Here is a 17,290-nt window from a genome sequence, read left to right as displayed (position 1 = left end):
GAGCGGGAAACGAGACTCGAACTCGCGACCCCAACCTTGGCAAGGTTGTGCTCTACCAACTGAGCTATTCCCGCGTCTTTCTTACACCCGTACAAATAAAATTCTTCATCGGTACGGGAAGCGCATTATACGAGAAAAATGCTTAACCGCAAGCCCTTATCAACAAAAAAATGCGTTTTTTTGATTGCGTGCTGATAAAATCATCACAATGATGCAATATCAATCATGAATGCACATTTTTTACTCTTTAATAAAGGTCTTACGATAATAGTCTAGCTCTGCAATAGATTCACGAATATCATCTAATGCTTGGTGAGTATTCTTTTTCTTAAAGCCGTCTAAAATTTCAGGCTTCCAACGACGCGCTAACTCTTTTAGAGTACTTACATCAAGATAGCGGTAGTGAAAGTATTGCTCTAACTCTGGCATATAACGGTACAGAAAACGTCGGTCTTGGCCCACACTATTGCCACAAATAGGTGATACCCCTTTAGGTACCCATTTTTCTAGGAATTCAATTGTCGCTTTTTGTGCTGAATTATCATCATATTGACTGGCTTTTACTCGTTCAACTAAACCACTACCCGTATGAGTGCGTGTATTCCATTCATCCATTAAACTCAGTTGTTCATCAGATTGGTGTACAGCAATTACCGGACCTTCGGCTAAAATATTAAGTTGAGGATCTGTCACAATGGTAGCAATTTCGATGATACGGTCACATTCAGGATCAAGACCGGTCATTTCCAGATCTATCCAGATCAGATTGTTCTCGCTTTTTGACATAATATATCCTAGCTGTTTCTAAGTGTGAGACATGATATTTTAGCGTTTATCATAGCGCGTTTACTCAATAAGCACGACAGAAGAACATCTAACCGAATAATACAAGTGAGGATCGGTGACAAAACGTAAATTATCTAAAGGCCAGCAACGTCGAGTACAAGAAAATCATAAAAAGCGTTTGCAGAGCAAAGAGAAAAAAAACCACGTTGAATTAGACGATACACAATTAGGCGAAGCTTCCGAAGGTTTAGTCATCAGTCGTTTTGGTCAACATGCAGATATTGAAGCAACTGACGGCACGATTACTCGATGCAATATCCGACGCACAATTTCATCCTTAGTGACGGGTGATAAAGTTGTATGGCGCCCTGCGCTACAAACACAAGAAAATGTCCGTGTGAATGGTATTGTTGAAGCGGTACATGAGCGTACCTCTGTACTAACACGCCCTGACTATTATGATGGCATTAAACCTATTGCGGCAAACATTGACCAAATTATTATTGTCTCCGCTATTTTGCCTGAATTGTCTTTAAATATTATCGACCGTTACCTTGTCGCTTGTGAAACGTTAAATGTTGAGCCACTGATTGTACTCAACAAAATCGATATGTTAGATGCACAAAGCCGTAAAATAGTAAGCGAATGGATGCAGACTTATAAAGATATTGGTTATCGTGTCCTTGAAGTCTCTAGCTATACTAAAGAAGGGTTAGAAGCGCTCACACAAGAACTTATCGGTCGTATTTCTATTTTTGCTGGGCAATCTGGTGTGGGTAAATCAAGCTTACTTAACACGCTACTACCACCGATGGAAGAAAGCATTGTTGTTAATCAGGTCTCTGATAACTCGGGTTTAGGGCAACATACAACAACCGCATCACGTCTTTACCATTTCCCACAAGGCGGAGATGTGATTGACTCTCCAGGAGTCCGTGAATTTGGCTTATGGCATTTAACGCCAGATCAAGTGACAAAAGGGTTTGTTGAATTTAGACCGTACCTTGGTGGTTGTAAGTTCCGCGATTGTAAACATTTAGACGATCCGGGTTGCTTAATCAATGAAGCCGTAAAAAAGGGTGAAATATCAGAAACACGCTTTGAAAACTACCATCGTATTTTAGAAAGTATGAGTCAGGTGAAAGTTCGTAAGAACATTAATTTAGACTCTTAATAATTGATTCACTGACAACCCGATTAAGGGTGGGTACAATAGGCCCCTTTTGTCTATTTTTTATCGTTTAATCCCAGAGGTTGCCATTTTGGACAAGCTAAAAATTAAACTACAGTATTTATTGCCTAAATTATGGCTCACACAGCTAGCGGGTTGGTTTGCAAACAAAAAAGCGGGTGCAATCACCCAGTTTGTTATCAAAGCCTTCGCAAAAGCCTACAAAGTCGATATGAATGAAGCGAAAGACAGTCAGTTCCAAGCTTATTCAACATTCAATGAATTCTTTATTCGAGCTTTAAAAGACGGTGTACGTCCTATTGTTGAAGGTAATGACAAACTTGCATTACCTGCAGACGGTGCTGTCAGCCAACTTGGTCTTATTCAAGACGATCAAATTCTGCAAGCTAAAGGACATCATTACACTCTTGAAGCGTTACTCGCGGGTAACTTTATGTTGGCAGATAAATTCCGTAATGGTCAGTTTATTACGACATATCTTTCGCCTCGCGATTACCACCGTGTTCACATGCCTTGCGATGGTTTATTAAAAGAGATGATTTATGTTCCTGGTGATCTCTTCTCTGTTAATCCATTGACGGCGGCCAATGTACCAAACTTATTTGCACGTAATGAACGCATTATTTGTCTTTTTGAAACGCAGTTTGGTCCAATGATACAAATTCTGGTAGGTGCAACTATTGTTGGTAGTATTGAAACGATTTGGTGTGGCATGGTAACACCACCTCGTGAAGGTATTATTAAGCGTTGGACTTATCCTCAAGCAGACAAAGCAGGAGCGATATTCTTGAAAAAAGGTGAGGAAATGGGCCGATTTAAGTTAGGCTCAACAGTCATCAACCTTTTCCCTGAAAATACCGTTCAATTGAATAAAGATCTTATGAATGGCTCCGTTACATTAATGGGGGAACAATTAGGTTCCATCATCAATGTTGCTGGCAATGACGCTAACGCCATCAGTGAATAATACGTAATTCGGAGTAACCTTTGTGCGCCTGATAATCAGTCTTTTCTTCTCGCTCTTTTTGACTTTTTCGTTAAGCACGTCTGCAATATCAGCAGATGTAGAAAAATTACGTCAAGATATTAAACAACTTGAAGGAAGTACTAATCCTCAAGATATTGAGACTGTTCAGGCGCTGCAAGGCACTATCAACTGGATTAATGATGGTGAAAAAGCACAAACAAATGCAGACAACTATCAAAAAACCATTGATGATTATCCAGAGATCACAAAAGAACTCAGAACTAAGCTTCTTGAAGAAAGTCACGCAGTTCCAACTATCCCAGAAAAAATTAGCATTCCTGATTTAGAACAGAAAATTATTCAAGTCAGTAGCCAATTAATGGAGCAAGCAAGGCTTCAACAGCAAGAACAAGACAAAAGCCGTGAAATCAGTGAATCTTTAAATTTATTGCCTCAACAACTCTCTGAAGCACGTCGTTTATTAAGTGACGCAACAGCAAGACTAGCCTCTGTGAGTGCATCAACAACCCCGTTAACAGAAGCTCAAAATAAACTGACTCAAGCTGAAGTAACAGCGCGTAAAGCGATGGTTAATGAACTAGAAATGGCGCAACTATCAGCTAATAATCGCCAAGAAATCGCACGCCTTCGCTTAGAGTTATTTAAAAAACGCTATCAACGCCTTGATGTACAACTACAACAATTACGTAGTTTATTGAATATAAAACGCCAAGAAGTGGCTGATCTTGCGTTAGAAAAAACAGAGATGTTGGCAGAACAAGGTGGTGAATTGCCTGAGTTTCTGACAAAACAGATCCAAACCAACCGTGAGCTTTCACAAATCCTGAATAAACAGACACAGGAAATGAGCGATCTCTCTGAAAAACAACGGATTACTACACAACAAACACAGCAAGTTCGTCAAACACTCACCACGATCCGCGAACAAGCACAGTGGCTAAGTGGCTCCACCGCATTAGGTGAAGCGTTAAGAACACAACTTTCTCGTTTACCTGAAATGCCTCGCTCACAAGAACTTGATAGAGATATTATTCAATTACGTGTTGAGCGTTTAGGTTATGAAGATATGCTGGAGAATTTAAGCAAGATCCAGCCACCTGAAACGGCGGATGGCTCTAAATTACCTGAAGCTCAGCAATATATCTTTGATTCCCTTATTCAAGCTCGCCATGAGCTATTAAATTCATTACTATCAGGCTATGACTCTCAGATCCTTGAATTAACAAAACTCAAAGTCGCCACAACCCAATTAGCGGATGCTTTAAAAGAAACAAAAGACGCAACAAACCGCTATATGTTCTGGGTTGCCGATATCAGCCCTATCAAATTCAATTATCCAGTTTTATTAGTCAAAGATATCACTCGGCTACTTTCATTAGATACCATTTCACAATTAGGCCATGCTGCTGTTAGCATGCTTAAAAACCAAGATACGTTTCTATTCTTGTTTGTTACCTTATCAATTGTTGGTTTTAGCCTTCGTACTCGAAAACACTACAACGCTTTTCTAGAAAGAGTCAGTAATCGTATTGGTAAAGTCACCCAAGATCATTTTTCACTGACAATACGTACCGTTTTTTGGTCTATTTTAATTGCACTTCCGTTACCTCTATTATGGTCTGCAGTCGGTTATGGCTTACAAAGTGTTGAATGGCGTTATCCAATGGCCGGCGCGATTGGCTATGGTGTAACAGCAGCAGCTCCTGTGTTATGGCTATTTATGATCAGTGCGACCTTCGCACGTCATAACGGTTTATTTATCGCTCAATTTAAATGGAAAGAAAGTCGAGTCAAAAAAGCAATGCGCTTTTACCAGCTTTCTATTTTTGTCATCGTCCCACTAATGATGTCATTAATTACCTTTGAATATTATAGTGATAGAGAATTTGCACCAACCGTCGGTCGCTTCTGTTTCTTGCTACTCTGTATAGCCCTAAGCTTTATTACTTCAAGTCTTAAAAAAGCCCATGTTCCCCTTTATCTTGACAAACATGGGTCTGGTGATAATGCAATAAACACTATCTTATGGTGGTTCTTACTTCTTGCCCCTGTTATTGCAGGCTTAGCCGCTGTTTTAGGTTACCTTTCTACTTCGATTGTCTTGCTTGGCCGTTTAGAAATGTCAGTAGCAATTTGGTTTGCTTTACTGATTATCTATCACATTATTCAGCGGTGGATGCTTATTCAACGTCGTAAATTAGCTTTTGAACGCGCAAAACAGAAACGAGCTGAAATTCTCGCCCAACGTGCGAAAGGCGAAGATGAAAATACCATTGTGGGCAGTAGCGGTGAGAGTACAGTAGGGCTTGAAATTGAGGCTCAAGAAATAGACCTTGATGCAATCAGCGCGCAATCTATTGGCTTAGTTCGCTCTATTCTGACCATGATTGCATTAGTGTCGATGATCTTATTATGGTCTGAATTAAACACCGCATTTTCCTTTGTCGATAATATTCGTCTTTGGGATGTAACCTCATCGGTGAATGGAGTTAACACCATACAACCTATTACCATGGGCTCTATTTTAGTGGCAATCCTTGTGATTATTATCACTACGCAATTGGTGAGAAATTTACCCGCTTTACTTGAACTGGCTATTTTACAACATTTAGATTTAACGCCAGGTACAGGCTATGCCATTACTACCATGACTAAATACAGCATCACTCTAATTGGTAGCATTGTAGGCTTCTCCTTATTAGGGATTGAATGGTCAAAATTACAATGGTTAGTCGCAGCAATGGGGGTTGGGTTAGGCTTTGGTTTACAAGAAATTTTTGCCAATATCATTTCCGGGCTGATGATCTTGTTTGAAAAACCTATCCGTATTGGCGATACCGTAACCATCCGTAATTTGACGGGGAATATTTCTAAGATCAACACCCGAGCGACTACGTTGACCGACTGGGATAGAAAAGAAATTATCGTACCTAATAAAGCCTTTATTACGGAACAATTTATTAACTGGTCTCTGTCGGACTCTGTTACCCGTATTGTGATGACTATTCCTGCTCCAGCAGACTGTAATAGCGAGCAAGTCACAAATGTTTTATTAGAAGCCTCAAAACGCTCTACAATGATTTTAGAAAACCCAGCACCTGAGGTTTATTTAGTCGATTTACAACAGGGTATTCAAATTTTTGAATTGCGTGTTTATGCAGCTGAAATGGGACACAGAATGCCCGCCAGACATGAAATTCATCAAAATATTCTTTTAGCCTTTGCAGAACATGGTATTCCACTGCCTTTCCCACCATTCCAAGCAAGAGTGGACATGATGGGTAATACAATTCGTAGCTCTATGCGAGCGACACCTAGAGAAGTTGGGGGATTATAATCCGCTGATTCCAATTAATTTGATATAAAGCCATTGTTTTATCGAAAAATACGAAAGGCAATGGCTATGTTCTTTTATTTCTCTCCTTTTTCATCCTCTTTACTGGTGCTTTTATCAGCCTATTCTGTTGCTTTGCTTCACTTATAGCTCATTGATTGTATAAAATTAATCCATGTTTTCTTCCCAGCGTCTTATTTTTAGAAAAAAAAGAGATTATTTTTTAATTTTTTGTTTAATAAAATTGATAAATAGTAACATTGAGAAACTACTCTTCAATCAATGATAATATGAAGATAATAAAACGAACATCATAAAAAGATCGCCAATTCTTGGGAAAACTATTTTTAAAGCAATATACTTTTCTAACAAAGTATCCAATTAACCAAAGAACAAAGTGCCATTTTGGACAAGGCATTTAATCTACTTTAATATAAAATATATTTTTCTTACCTTTATTATTTTTTATCTCTGTCAACAACATCGAACATTTAACGGAAAACAACCGCTAATTATTGATCCAAGTCACACATTTACGTTTTTATACTTAATCTCACTCCTAATGTGAGTGAAAAGACACTTTCATGGGATTTTAATTTTCAAGTTGATATCTCTAACGGAAGATTTTCTTTTTTAAGTTAAATAAGTTAAGTTGTTTATAGGTCAACAAATTTAATATTAGCATTTAAAATAATGGTAGTTTTACATATTGAAATACTTTATTATTTCAATATTTAAAACCTAATTTCATCCAATTTAGATTGGACTGTAGTATTTAACATTATAAGTAGTCTTTTATATTTTAGTAAAACCACCTTAAGCCAAATATGAAATATTTTTATTTTTTAACAATCTACAATTAATAAATAATAAAAAAACTTAAATTTAAATAATAAAAATAGATAGAATATAGATTAACGAGTATTAAGAAAAAAAACAAACAAAAAAAATAAAAATAATGAAATAAAATAACATTAATTATATAAATAATAAAAAAAGAAATAAACATTAATATAATTAAAATTTATTTCAAGACATATTAAATAACACTTTTTAGTTATATCAATTGAAATAATAAAAAATAATAAAAGCCACTTTTGTCTGTTTTATGAAAAAAAATCAAATAACGAAAAAATAAAAAATTATAAATGTTTTTATTAAAAGTGCATTACTTATTAAACAATAACATTATCTATTATAATGTTAATATTTTTTAAACTTGATTAAAAAATGAGTATTACTACCTATTAACAATGCTAAGATATATTGCTAGCTTCATTTTTAATGAGTATTAAATAAACAATAATAAGAAGGTTCCATCATGGAAAAATCCCGAACGACTCTCGATCAGTGGATTACCTTACAAGCCGTCGTTGATTATGGCGGCTTTGCCCAGGCTGCAGATGCACTGCATAGAACTCAATCATCGATTAGCTATACAATCAATAAATTAGAGCAAACTTTGGGCATTGAAATTCTCTCTTTAGAGAAAAGGCGAGCAGTACTTACGCATGAAGGCAAATTATTACTTGAGTTATCGAGAGAAATCACTGAAAAGGCCATTTCACTAGAAAAGGAAGCAAAAAAATTAATATTTAACAACAAGTTAAAAATAAATATGCTTATCGATCCTTTGTATGTTTCAGACTTATTTTTAGATAAAATCTCTCAATTTATTAAAGAGAATAAACATTATGATATTAATATTCATAAAATCGCACTGAGTCAATCAGATGTATTATCGCAAAAAGATCATGATTTAGTGATAACACACCACAACATAAAATCATTACAACCCATTGATTTAGAATGTATTAAAACAGTATTAGTTACACATCCTGAGAGCGTGTTACAACATATCAACAATAATGACTTATGCAAGGAATTACAAAAACATACATATATTTCATTATCCCGTAATAGCATAGACATAGACCATCATAATCAAGTGATTCATGTTGGTTCAATAGAAACAGCGATAAGCCTTGTTAAACATGGCCTTGGCTATTCTCGACTCCCATTCGCAGCCATTCAGGAAGAATTGAATAAAAATTCGATTAAACAATTAAATACACATAATAAAGATAAAGAATATCGTTTTTATCTTTATTTGAATAAAAATTCATTTCCTATAGAAGATATAGAGAAATTATTATTAGCAATAAATAGTTCGCCTTGTGATTTAATTAATGACTAATTAAACATTATCCTTAATTAAAAAAACAAACATTAAACATTTTGATATTAAGACAAAAAAACTCATGTAAATCTTCATTAACTTAAATTTTTTGTAATGCTATATTTTATTGGCATATCTTCTATGCGAATAAACCTATACTTAAATCTATACTTATAAATAAATTAAAAAGTAAAAATAATTACTTTTTAAACAGGACTGATCATGAGCAAATTAAATAAATCTCTCTATTTATTAGGGATAAGTTTCTCTCTACTTTCTGCACCAGCTGCTTTTGCATCGGGCACTATTAATTTTACCGGAGAAATAACAGACCAAGCCTGTACAGTAGACAGCTCTTCTAAAAATCTGACTGTAGATTTAGGAAAAGTGTCTTCAAAAAGCTTAGCCACTAAAGGCGAAGTCGCAGGCCTTAAAGATTTCACGATTAAACTGATTGATTGCCCTATTGATACCACTGTTGCCGTACGCTTCGGTGGTACTCGTGATGCAATTGATAGCGATATTTTAGCCATCGACCAAGCCTCAGGTGGTGCAACAAACGTCGGTATCGCACTATTTGAGAAAGATGCTGTATCTCAAATTAATCTATATGACGACTCTAAAGAGGTCGAAATTAAAGGTACAGAAATTAACTTAGATTATGTTGCTCGTTATAAAGCAACAGCACAAGCAACACCAGGCCCAGCTAACGGCTCCGCCGTCTATAGCATCCAATACAAATAATAAAAAATGAGGGTAATACTTATTACCCTCTTATTTCTTCTTAACTTTATAGCACCAATATGAAAAAGAATATTTTTCTCACATTATTTTTTTGTTTTTCTCTCATAACGGTATGCCATGCAGCAGGGATAAGTGTGGGTGGAACGCGGTTTGTTTATAACGATAATGCTCGTGAAATAAGCATTCCTATTCTTAATACCGATAAAGAAAAACCTTATCTGATCCAAAGTTGGGTTTCAGCTTTTCAAGGTAATGACAAAGCGCCTTTTATCGCAACCCCTCCTCTTTTTCGTATTGAGCCAGATAGCACTGGTACAGCACGTATTTCTTATACAGGAGAACCCTTAAATTCAAATACCGAAGTTGTCTATTGGCTTAATATCAAATCTATCCCTCCCGTTGAAAAAAGCCCTGAAAATCAACTTCAGCTGGTAATCAATTCTCAATTTAAACTTTTTTTACGTGCTCATGATATTGAGCCACTTAACTTTAATAACGTCGAACTATCAAAACAAAATCAAGGCTTAGTGCTTAAGAACAACACGCCTTATCACTTAACCATTAAACATATTTTTATTGATGACAAACGCTACCCTTACGATCCTTTAATTCAGCCACATCAAGAAGTGATATTGCTAGAAAAAACACCCACTTATCATAAAGTTAAAGTTCAGTTTATTAATGACTACGGTGCAACTGTAGATAAAGTATTAAACTAAGGGTGTATGGCGATGACTTTATCCATAATAGCGTTATCAACAAAACGATTATTCGTATTTCCTAACAATAATCTCAATCACCACGGTTTACTGGCCATAGCGATCGCCACTATTTTATATCCTTATCAGGTAATGGCTGAAGAGCAATTTAACCCTGATGCACTCAATTTAGGAATAGAAAGTCAAGTTGCGGATATTAATAGCCTTGATTATTTTTCTTATGCTGGAGGCCAACTTCCTGGTGTCTATTCTGTTGATATTTATCTCAATAACAAATTAATTGATAACCGCCAAGTACGTTTTATTTTTAACGAAGAAAAAAAGACACTTACACCAGAGATCACTAAACAAGACTTATTAAATTGGGGTGTCAAAGGATCTGTAATACCACAATCTAATCAACAAATTAAAAATGAAACGATCACTGATATTGCTCGCATTATTCCAAATGCAACATATCAGTATGATTTTTCACGAGCACGACTGTCATTTTCTATACCACAAATTGCTTTATATAATTATGGACATGGCTATATCTCACCCACGCAATGGAATGACGGTATTAATGCTGCCTTTGTGAATTACACCTATCGACAAAATAAGTATTGGTATCATGATCAACATAATAGCAACTCTCTTTTTTTAGGGTTACGCAGTGGTGTTAATGTGGGTTCATGGCGTTTACGTAATCACAGTAACTATAATAAAAACAGTGATAACTCTTCACAATGGAATAGTTTGCAAACTTATGTTGAGAGAGATATTCGTAGTTTAAAAAGCCGTTTAACCATCGGTGAAACTGCCTCTGATAATGATGTATTAGAGAGTATTCCATATCGTGGCATTAAACTTGCCTCTGATGAAAGTATGTTGCCACAAAGTCAACGGGGATTTGCCCCTGTTGTAAGAGGGATTGCTCAAAGCAATGCTGTGGTTACTGTTCGTCAAAATAACAGCGTGATTTACCAAACTTCCGTTCCACCGGGTGAATTTGCTATTTCAGATTTATATCCCACTTCTTACAGCGGTGACTTACAAGTCACAATTGAAGAAGCAGACGGAACAACACGTACCTTTTCACAACCCTTTTCAGCAGTTCCCATGATGCAACGTGCGGGTAGCTTAAAATACAGTGTAGATATCGGTAAATATCATGCTGATACGGCGGCGAAAAAACCTAATTTCTTTCAAACCTCGGCTATTTATGGGCTCCCTTATAATTTATCTATTTATGGTGGCACATTAATTTCTGCTGATTACCAAGCTTATGCATTAGGCACTGGAGTTAATCTTGGTTATTTAGGTGCTGTTTCTGCCGATATTACTCATGCGAAAACAACCTTAATCAATGACGATGAAGCCCAAGGGCAATCTTATCGTATTCAATATTCTAAATATTTACCTGATACCAAAACTGGTTTTTCACTGGCATCTTATCGCTATTCAACAAAAAATTACTATGATTTCTCAGCAGCTAATGAGCGTTTTTCTCATCTTTATCATAAGAAAAAGCAGTTTCAGTTATCTGTATCACAATCTTTAGGAGATATGGGTTATCTCTCATTAAATGGTTATCAACAATATTATTGGTATCAGGACAGAGTTGATCGCAATGTGAATGTGAGTTTTAACTCAAATTATCGTGCATTAAGTTATAGCGTCTCTTATGCCTATAACAAACGTCAAGAAAGTGGATTAACCGATCAGATTTTATCTATTAATTTTAGTCTTCCGTTTAATATTGCTCAGAATAACAATTGGTTAAGTTATCGCTATAACAGTAGCAAACAAGGTGATTCTATTAGCTCTGTAAGTTTAAGTGGCACTCAGTTGGAAGATAACAACCTACAATATGATATTTCACAAAACTACAATCATTCTCGTCAAGAATACAGTGGCTCTGTTAATGGCAACTACAGTGCTTCAGGGGGAGAGATCAGTGCGGGTTACAGTTACGACAAACGCTATCAATCAATGAATTGGGGAGCAAATGGCGCACTCTTAATTCATCAAGGTGGAATAACGCCATCTCGTACAATCTATGATTCTGCAATTTTAATTAAAGCTGAAGATGTTGATAACTTAAAAGTCAGTAGTGCACAAAGTCTTTATACCAACAATCAAGGCTACGCGGTCATTCCTAATGTTTCACGTTATGAGCGCAATAAAGTAACCGTCGATCCTGCCTCTTTAACGGGTAATAACGATGTTGAATTAACATCAACGACAGTTATACCAACCAAAGGAGCAATTGTCTTAGCTGATTTCAAAGCAAGAAAAGGGGCTCGTGTGCTTGCAAACTTACACTACAACGGAACACCATTGCCATTTGGTACTCAAGTCGAGATTTATCAAAACGGGCAAGTGCTTTCAAGTGGGATTGTTGCCAATGATGGTGAGGTTTTCTTAAATGGTGTGCCTGAGCAGAGTCAGTTACGTGCTAAATGGGGTAACAGCGCCGTTGAACAATGCCAAACTACTTTAAATGTGGATCTCTCGTTAGAAAAGATCCAGTTTTTACAACTAGATTGTAGATAGGTGATAACAATGAATAAATATATAACTCTAGGTTGTCTGTCTGTTCTTTTGTATACATCAACCACTAAGGCTGAATTTAGGGCAGATCTCACGACTAAGACAGTAACTTATTCAGCACCTATTTATGTATCACGTTCAGCACCAATTTTAACGGAAGTCGCCACAATTCCGTTAGGAACAATGAATGCATGGACATGGTGGAACCTTTCTGGAGGCGAAGTTAGGCCAGGGATTTATTTACCTGGTTCGTTTAATGCTTCCAGCCCTAGAGTCAATGGGGCTTATGTTAGAGAACTCAATAGCAGTGGTATTGGCTATACGTTACATGGCACCATTAGCGGAAGTTGTAGTGGATCTGCTTATGTAGATGGGCAGCAAAATATTGATGGTAACTATAGTAACAGGCTTATTTGTTCATCTAACACCACCAGCGGTAACTACTCTGTTACATTAGAAATGAAGCTATATAAGCTACGTGATAATGTAAAATCGCAAACCATTCCGGGTATATGGGCTGCAATGTTGATTGTCTATAACAATGGTTTTATCACCAGTGACTATACAGGTAAAACGGAGCCAAGAATTAATCTGTCACCGTTAACCATTATTTCTAGTGGTTGTGATGTGGTGAATAATAATATTAATGTTCCTCTTGGCGCTGTACCTAAATCCAGTTTTAATGGCGTGGGCTCTGTGAGTGCAGAGAGTATTAAAGATTTCAATATTGATTTAAGTTGTGATCCTGTTTCACCGATTAAAATTCGATTTGATGGTGTTGCTGATAGCCAACAAACCGCAGGAACAATTGGTTTAAGTAATCCAACAGACAGCAATACTGCTAAGGGTTATGGCATACAGGTTAAGTATCAAAACCAGCCAATAAAGCTGGGTCAATTAATAACAGTAAGTGAAAAAAACAGCAGTGCAGGAAGTTATTCTATCCCTTTAGAAGCGGGTTATATCCAAACATCTGATACAACGAGTGCGGGTAAAGCGAATGGGACATTACAATTTACAATGCAATATCACTAACAAAGTTTAGGCTGATTTAAAAAGATAAAAAGAAGGCGAACACTATTATCTTGTTCGCCTTTTTCTTTAGAGAGGATCACACTTGGTATAACTTACGTAAATAATGAGGAACTGCTTCATCCGCATTAGCACCAATGACTTCCATATTGGGTAGGAGATCTTTTAATGTCTGGTGCGCATTTTCCATAATGCAACCTTTACCCGCCATCTGTAGCATCTCTTTGTCATTCATACCATCACCAAATGCGATAGCATCTTTTGCAGAGTGTTGCATCAGTTCAGCCACTTGCTCTAGTGCCTCACCTTTAGATACGCCCCCTGCCATCACTTCTAAGCAATTACGTAGTGAGAAACTCACATTGACCTTATCACCCCAGAGCTGATTAATTTCATTCTCTAGTTTCAACAATAGCTCATGATCATCTGAGGTAAAAAAGACCTTACAGACATTGGTGGTCGGGAATCCTGTTTTACAATATAATTCATAGCTAAAGTCTGATTCTCGAAAAAACTCACAAGCCCCCGGCATCTCTTTATTAACATACCAGTAGTCACCCGCATAAATATTAGTTTCAATTTCAGGGTGATCAAAAACCATAAGCGCCAAATCATAAGCGATTTCAGGCTCAAGATCTTGGCTAAAAATAAGGTCGCCATGCGTGTTATGCACTCTTGCACCATTAGACGTTATCATATAAGCGTTAATGCCTAATCCATCACGAATTTGAGCAACATCAACATGATGACGGCCTGTTGCAAATACAAAATGCACCCCTTTATTAATAAGTAGGTGCAGAGTTTCTTGCGTATAGGGAGTTAATACATGATTAGGTGATAACAACGTGCCATCAAGATCTGAAGCGACTATCGAATACATACACATTCCTGATTAAAATAAATGCTTATCATAAAACTCACAGATTTCATTCAATGCTTGTGAGCGTAGCTTATCTATTTCGAACAAGATTTCATGATGCGCACCCTTAATCACCAGTGGCAATTTTTGCTTTTCTTCTCTTGTTCTGGACTGACTATAACGTTCACAGAAAGCCCTTAGCTCTTGATTATCGACCACCTTGTCATGCTCAGCTTCAAGCACTAATAAAGGGGTATCAATCTCTCCCGCATGTTCAATTAACCAATCTCCTGTTTTCAGGCTTTCGCCCATCCAATGATAAGTAGGGCCACCTAATCGTAGCTCAGGAAAATCAGCGTAATAACGTAAATAACGACGGTATCGTTCATGGCTATGTGTTAACACATTAAGAATAAAAGGTAATGGAAACCATTTACCTGTTGATACTGCGTAGTTATTTCTTTCAGATTGACTTTGTTCTGCTCGATTGACTAAAAAATTAGCCACCCAGCGAGGTATCGGTAATTTAATACCAAACATCGGCGCACTTAATGCGGCGGCTTTAAAAACATGAGGATATTTTAGAAGATATCCCGCTAAAATAGCACCACCCATTGAATGAGCTAATGCAAAATAATGTTGGTATTGATAAGGCAACACTATCGTACCAATGAATGTTGAGAAGTCATCAATATAATCACTGAATTTTTCTACATGACCTTTTTGTGTGTCTTCTAATAGTCGGTCTGACAGGCCTTGTCCTCGATGATCAAGCAAAAAAACATCATAGCCAATATGGAAAAAATCAAATGCAACTTCAGGGTACTTTACATAGCTTTCACTACGGCCTGAAGAAATTACTAGTGCTTTATTGTGCGATGGTGAACGCCAATGAACATAACGGATCTTTACTCCATCGACACCCGTAAATTCACCTTCTTCACGCTGGTTCCAAAAATCCAATAAAGTGCCATTCGTAAAAGCAGAAAACTGCTTTTCACGAGATAACCACGAATGTTTAAAAAGAGTGGTTGTCATTGGCTCTCCTTGTTGGCGTTATTCGAAGCCCTCAATATGGTCACGGATCAGTGTCATAAAAGCAGGTCCAAATCGTTCTAATTTTCGTTGGCCGACACCGTTTATTAATAACAACTCATCAGGATAAACAGGACATTGCTCTGCCATCTCTATCAATGTGACATCATTAAAGACCACAAAGGGCGGAATATTTTCTTCATCAGCAATAGATTTACGTAATTTACGTAGTTTCGCAAATAATTTTCTATCGTACTGTCTATGCGCATTTTTTGTTTGTTGATTACGGCTTTTTGTTGGACTTAATAATCTAGGCACGGCTAATTGTAATGGAACTTCACCTCGTAAGATGGGTCTTGCCATCTCAGTAAGCTGTAATGCAGAGCGGTGTACAATATTTTGTGTCACCATACCCAAATGAATAAGTTGGCGTATCACACTCACCCAATGTTCATGACTTTGTGCTTTACCAATACCATAAACAGGTAATGTATCGTGTCCTGCATCGCGAATACGTTGATTATTCGCTCCTCTTAATATTTCAACAATATAACCAATTCCAAAGTGTTGCCCCGTACGATAAATGCAGGATAAAGCCTTTTGCGCATCGATCAACCCATCATATTGCTTAGGAGGATCAAGACAAATATCACAGTTACCACAGGCATTTTGCCGATGTTCATCGAAATAATTAAGGAGCACTAGTCGTCGGCATGTTTGCGCTTCAGCAAATGCCCCCATTGCGTTGAGCTTATGCATTTCAATCGCTTTTTGGTCACTTTCCGGCTTTTCATCTAAACAACGACGTAACCATGCCATATCAGCGGGATCGTAAAATAATACGGCTTCTGCAGGTAACCCATCCCGCCCTGCACGCCCAGTTTCTTGGTAATAAGATTCAATATTACGAGGTATATCAAAGTGAACCACAAAACGCACGTTAGGTTTGTTTATCCCCATTCCAAACGCAACGGTTGCAACAACAATTTGCAAATCATCGCGCTGGAACGCCTCTTGTACTTTAGCTCGCTGTGTCATCTCCATTCCGGCATGATAACCTGCAATACTCAATCCTCGCTTACTGAGTCGCTCTGCGGTTTCTTCTACTTTACTGCGACTATTACAGTAAATAATGCCTGATTTTCCTTTTTGGCCACGAATAAAGAGCCAAAGTTGATCAAGTGGTTTGTATTTCTCGACTAAAGTGTAGCGGATATTCGGTCTATCAAAACTGCTGATATGAATTAAAGGATCACGTAAGACTAGCTGATTTATAATGTCATAACGTGTTGTGTTATCTGCTGTTGCTGTCAGTGCAACAATAGGAACATCGGGAAGATATTGCCTTAATAATCCAATGCCACGATACTCAGGGCGGAAGTCATGCCCCCACTGTGAAATACAGTGTGCTTCATCAACAGCTAGCAATGCAGGTTTCCACTGCACTAATTGGTGAAGAAAGCTCTCCATCATTAAACGTTCAGGAGCAATATACAGCAGTTTTATTTCACCCTTTTGACACCGCATTTGAACATCAAGTTGCTCTTCACGGGTTTGTGTTGAGTTTAAATAAGTAGCTTCAATGCCATGAAGACAAAGCTGATCGACTTGATCTTTCATCAAGGAGATCAATGGCGACACAACGACGGTTAATCCATCTAACAATAATGCCGGAATTTGATAGCAAAGGGATTTTCCACCCCCAGTCGGCATCACAACAAGGCAATCACGTCCTGTTGTAATAGTATGGATGATCTCTTGCTGACCAGGACGAAATTGCTGATAACCAAAGGTTTCTCGCAAAATAGTCTGTGCTGATGGCATTGAATTAAGAACTTCTGCTGTGGACACGCCGTTCCTCTGAAAAGCTGCTGATAAAAACTATGA

Annotated in this window: 12 protein-coding genes and 1 tRNA gene; 8 read left to right on the top strand and 5 right to left on the bottom strand. The window is 37.3% G+C overall.

What is annotated here, in order from left to right; genetic code table 11:
• Nucleotide 1 precedes the first annotated feature (1 nt).
• Nucleotides 2–74: transfer RNA gene (locus tag ABN217_RS17595), tRNA-Gly, on the bottom strand.
• 166 nt (nt 75–240) lie between these two features.
• On the bottom strand, nt 241–786 hold the full coding sequence (orn, locus tag ABN217_RS17590; RefSeq protein ID WP_166540276.1) for an oligoribonuclease: 546 nt from the start codon (nt 784–786) through the stop codon (nt 241–243).
• Between the two features lie 115 nt (nt 787–901).
• Here orn and rsgA point away from each other — a divergent pair, with 115 nt between their 5' ends.
• The 8 genes from rsgA (at nt 902) to ABN217_RS17550 (ending at nt 13,512) form a co-directional block, all read left to right on the top strand.
• On the top strand, nt 902–1,960 hold the full coding sequence (gene rsgA, locus ABN217_RS17585) for a small ribosomal subunit biogenesis GTPase RsgA (protein WP_349459703.1): 1,059 nt from the start codon (nt 902–904) through the stop codon (nt 1,958–1,960).
• Between the two features lie 88 nt (nt 1,961–2,048).
• On the top strand, nt 2,049–2,945 hold the full coding sequence (gene asd / locus ABN217_RS17580; RefSeq protein WP_072069615.1) for an archaetidylserine decarboxylase: 897 nt from the start codon (nt 2,049–2,051) through the stop codon (nt 2,943–2,945).
• 22 nt (nt 2,946–2,967) lie between these two features.
• Nucleotides 2,968–6,303, top strand: coding sequence for a miniconductance mechanosensitive channel MscM (mscM, locus tag ABN217_RS17575; RefSeq protein ID WP_349459702.1), 3,336 nt, complete (start codon nt 2,968–2,970; stop codon nt 6,301–6,303).
• A gap of 1,318 nt (nt 6,304–7,621) precedes the next feature.
• Nucleotides 7,622–8,497 carry a LysR family transcriptional regulator gene (locus ABN217_RS17570; RefSeq protein ID WP_197269657.1) on the top strand — a complete coding sequence of 292 codons (876 nt, stop codon included), beginning with the start codon at nt 7,622–7,624 and terminating at the stop codon, nt 8,495–8,497.
• A 204-nt stretch (nt 8,498–8,701) separates the two neighbouring features.
• Complete coding sequence (locus ABN217_RS17565; RefSeq protein WP_072070827.1) at nt 8,702–9,223, top strand: fimbrial protein; 522 nt, start codon at nt 8,702–8,704, stop codon at nt 9,221–9,223.
• A gap of 134 nt (nt 9,224–9,357) precedes the next feature.
• On the top strand, nt 9,358–9,942 hold the full coding sequence (locus tag ABN217_RS17560) for a fimbrial biogenesis chaperone (protein ID WP_502929706.1): 585 nt from the start codon (nt 9,358–9,360) through the stop codon (nt 9,940–9,942).
• A 12-nt stretch (nt 9,943–9,954) separates the two neighbouring features.
• Complete coding sequence (locus ABN217_RS17555) at nt 9,955–12,480, top strand: fimbria/pilus outer membrane usher protein (RefSeq protein ID WP_349459701.1); 2,526 nt, start codon at nt 9,955–9,957, stop codon at nt 12,478–12,480.
• A gap of 9 nt (nt 12,481–12,489) precedes the next feature.
• Nucleotides 12,490–13,512, top strand: coding sequence for a fimbrial protein (locus tag ABN217_RS17550; protein WP_340894702.1), 1,023 nt, complete (start codon nt 12,490–12,492; stop codon nt 13,510–13,512).
• A gap of 76 nt (nt 13,513–13,588) precedes the next feature.
• Here the strand turns inward: ABN217_RS17550 and yigL are convergent, their stop codons facing one another.
• Genes yigL through recQ form a run of 3 tightly spaced genes read right to left on the bottom strand, consistent with a single transcriptional unit; the run spans nt 13,589 to nt 17,254 of the window.
• Nucleotides 13,589–14,389, bottom strand: a complete 801-nt coding sequence (yigL, locus tag ABN217_RS17545; RefSeq protein WP_197269660.1) for a sugar/pyridoxal phosphate phosphatase YigL — start codon at nt 14,387–14,389, stop codon at nt 13,589–13,591.
• Between the two features lie 12 nt (nt 14,390–14,401).
• Nucleotides 14,402–15,406 carry a lysophospholipase L2 gene (gene pldB, locus ABN217_RS17540; RefSeq protein ID WP_349459700.1) on the bottom strand — a complete coding sequence of 335 codons (1,005 nt, stop codon included), beginning with the start codon at nt 15,404–15,406 and terminating at the stop codon, nt 14,402–14,404.
• 18 nt (nt 15,407–15,424) lie between these two features.
• Nucleotides 15,425–17,254: an ATP-dependent DNA helicase RecQ gene (recQ, locus tag ABN217_RS17535; RefSeq protein ID WP_340894699.1), complete on the bottom strand. Its 1,830-nt coding sequence runs from the start codon at nt 17,252–17,254 to the stop codon at nt 15,425–15,427.
• Nucleotides 17,255–17,290: the final 36 nt, after the last annotated feature.

It is taken from the genome of Proteus sp. fly-1067, from assembly GCF_040139345.1.
Taxonomy (GTDB): domain Bacteria; phylum Pseudomonadota; class Gammaproteobacteria; order Enterobacterales; family Enterobacteriaceae; genus Proteus; species Proteus vulgaris_B.
This window is presented reverse-complemented; position numbering and strand designations above follow the sequence as displayed.

Excerpts from the sequence above, each read along its gene's own strand:
- orn (WP_166540276.1), bottom strand. The coding sequence starts at position 786 with ATGTCAAAAAGCGAGAACAATCTGATCTGGATAGATCTGGAAATGACC.
- ABN217_RS17570 (WP_197269657.1), top strand. The coding sequence starts at position 7,622 with ATGGAAAAATCCCGAACGACTCTCGATCAGTGGATTACCTTACAAGCC.
- ABN217_RS17565 (WP_072070827.1), top strand. The coding sequence starts at position 8,702 with ATGAGCAAATTAAATAAATCTCTCTATTTATTAGGGATAAGTTTCTCT.
- ABN217_RS17555 (WP_349459701.1), top strand. The coding sequence starts at position 9,955 with ATGACTTTATCCATAATAGCGTTATCAACAAAACGATTATTCGTATTT.
- ABN217_RS17550 (WP_340894702.1), top strand. The coding sequence starts at position 12,490 with ATGAATAAATATATAACTCTAGGTTGTCTGTCTGTTCTTTTGTATACA.
- yigL (WP_197269660.1), bottom strand. The coding sequence starts at position 14,389 with ATGTATTCGATAGTCGCTTCAGATCTTGATGGCACGTTGTTATCACCT.
- pldB (WP_349459700.1), bottom strand. The coding sequence starts at position 15,406 with ATGACAACCACTCTTTTTAAACATTCGTGGTTATCTCGTGAAAAGCAG.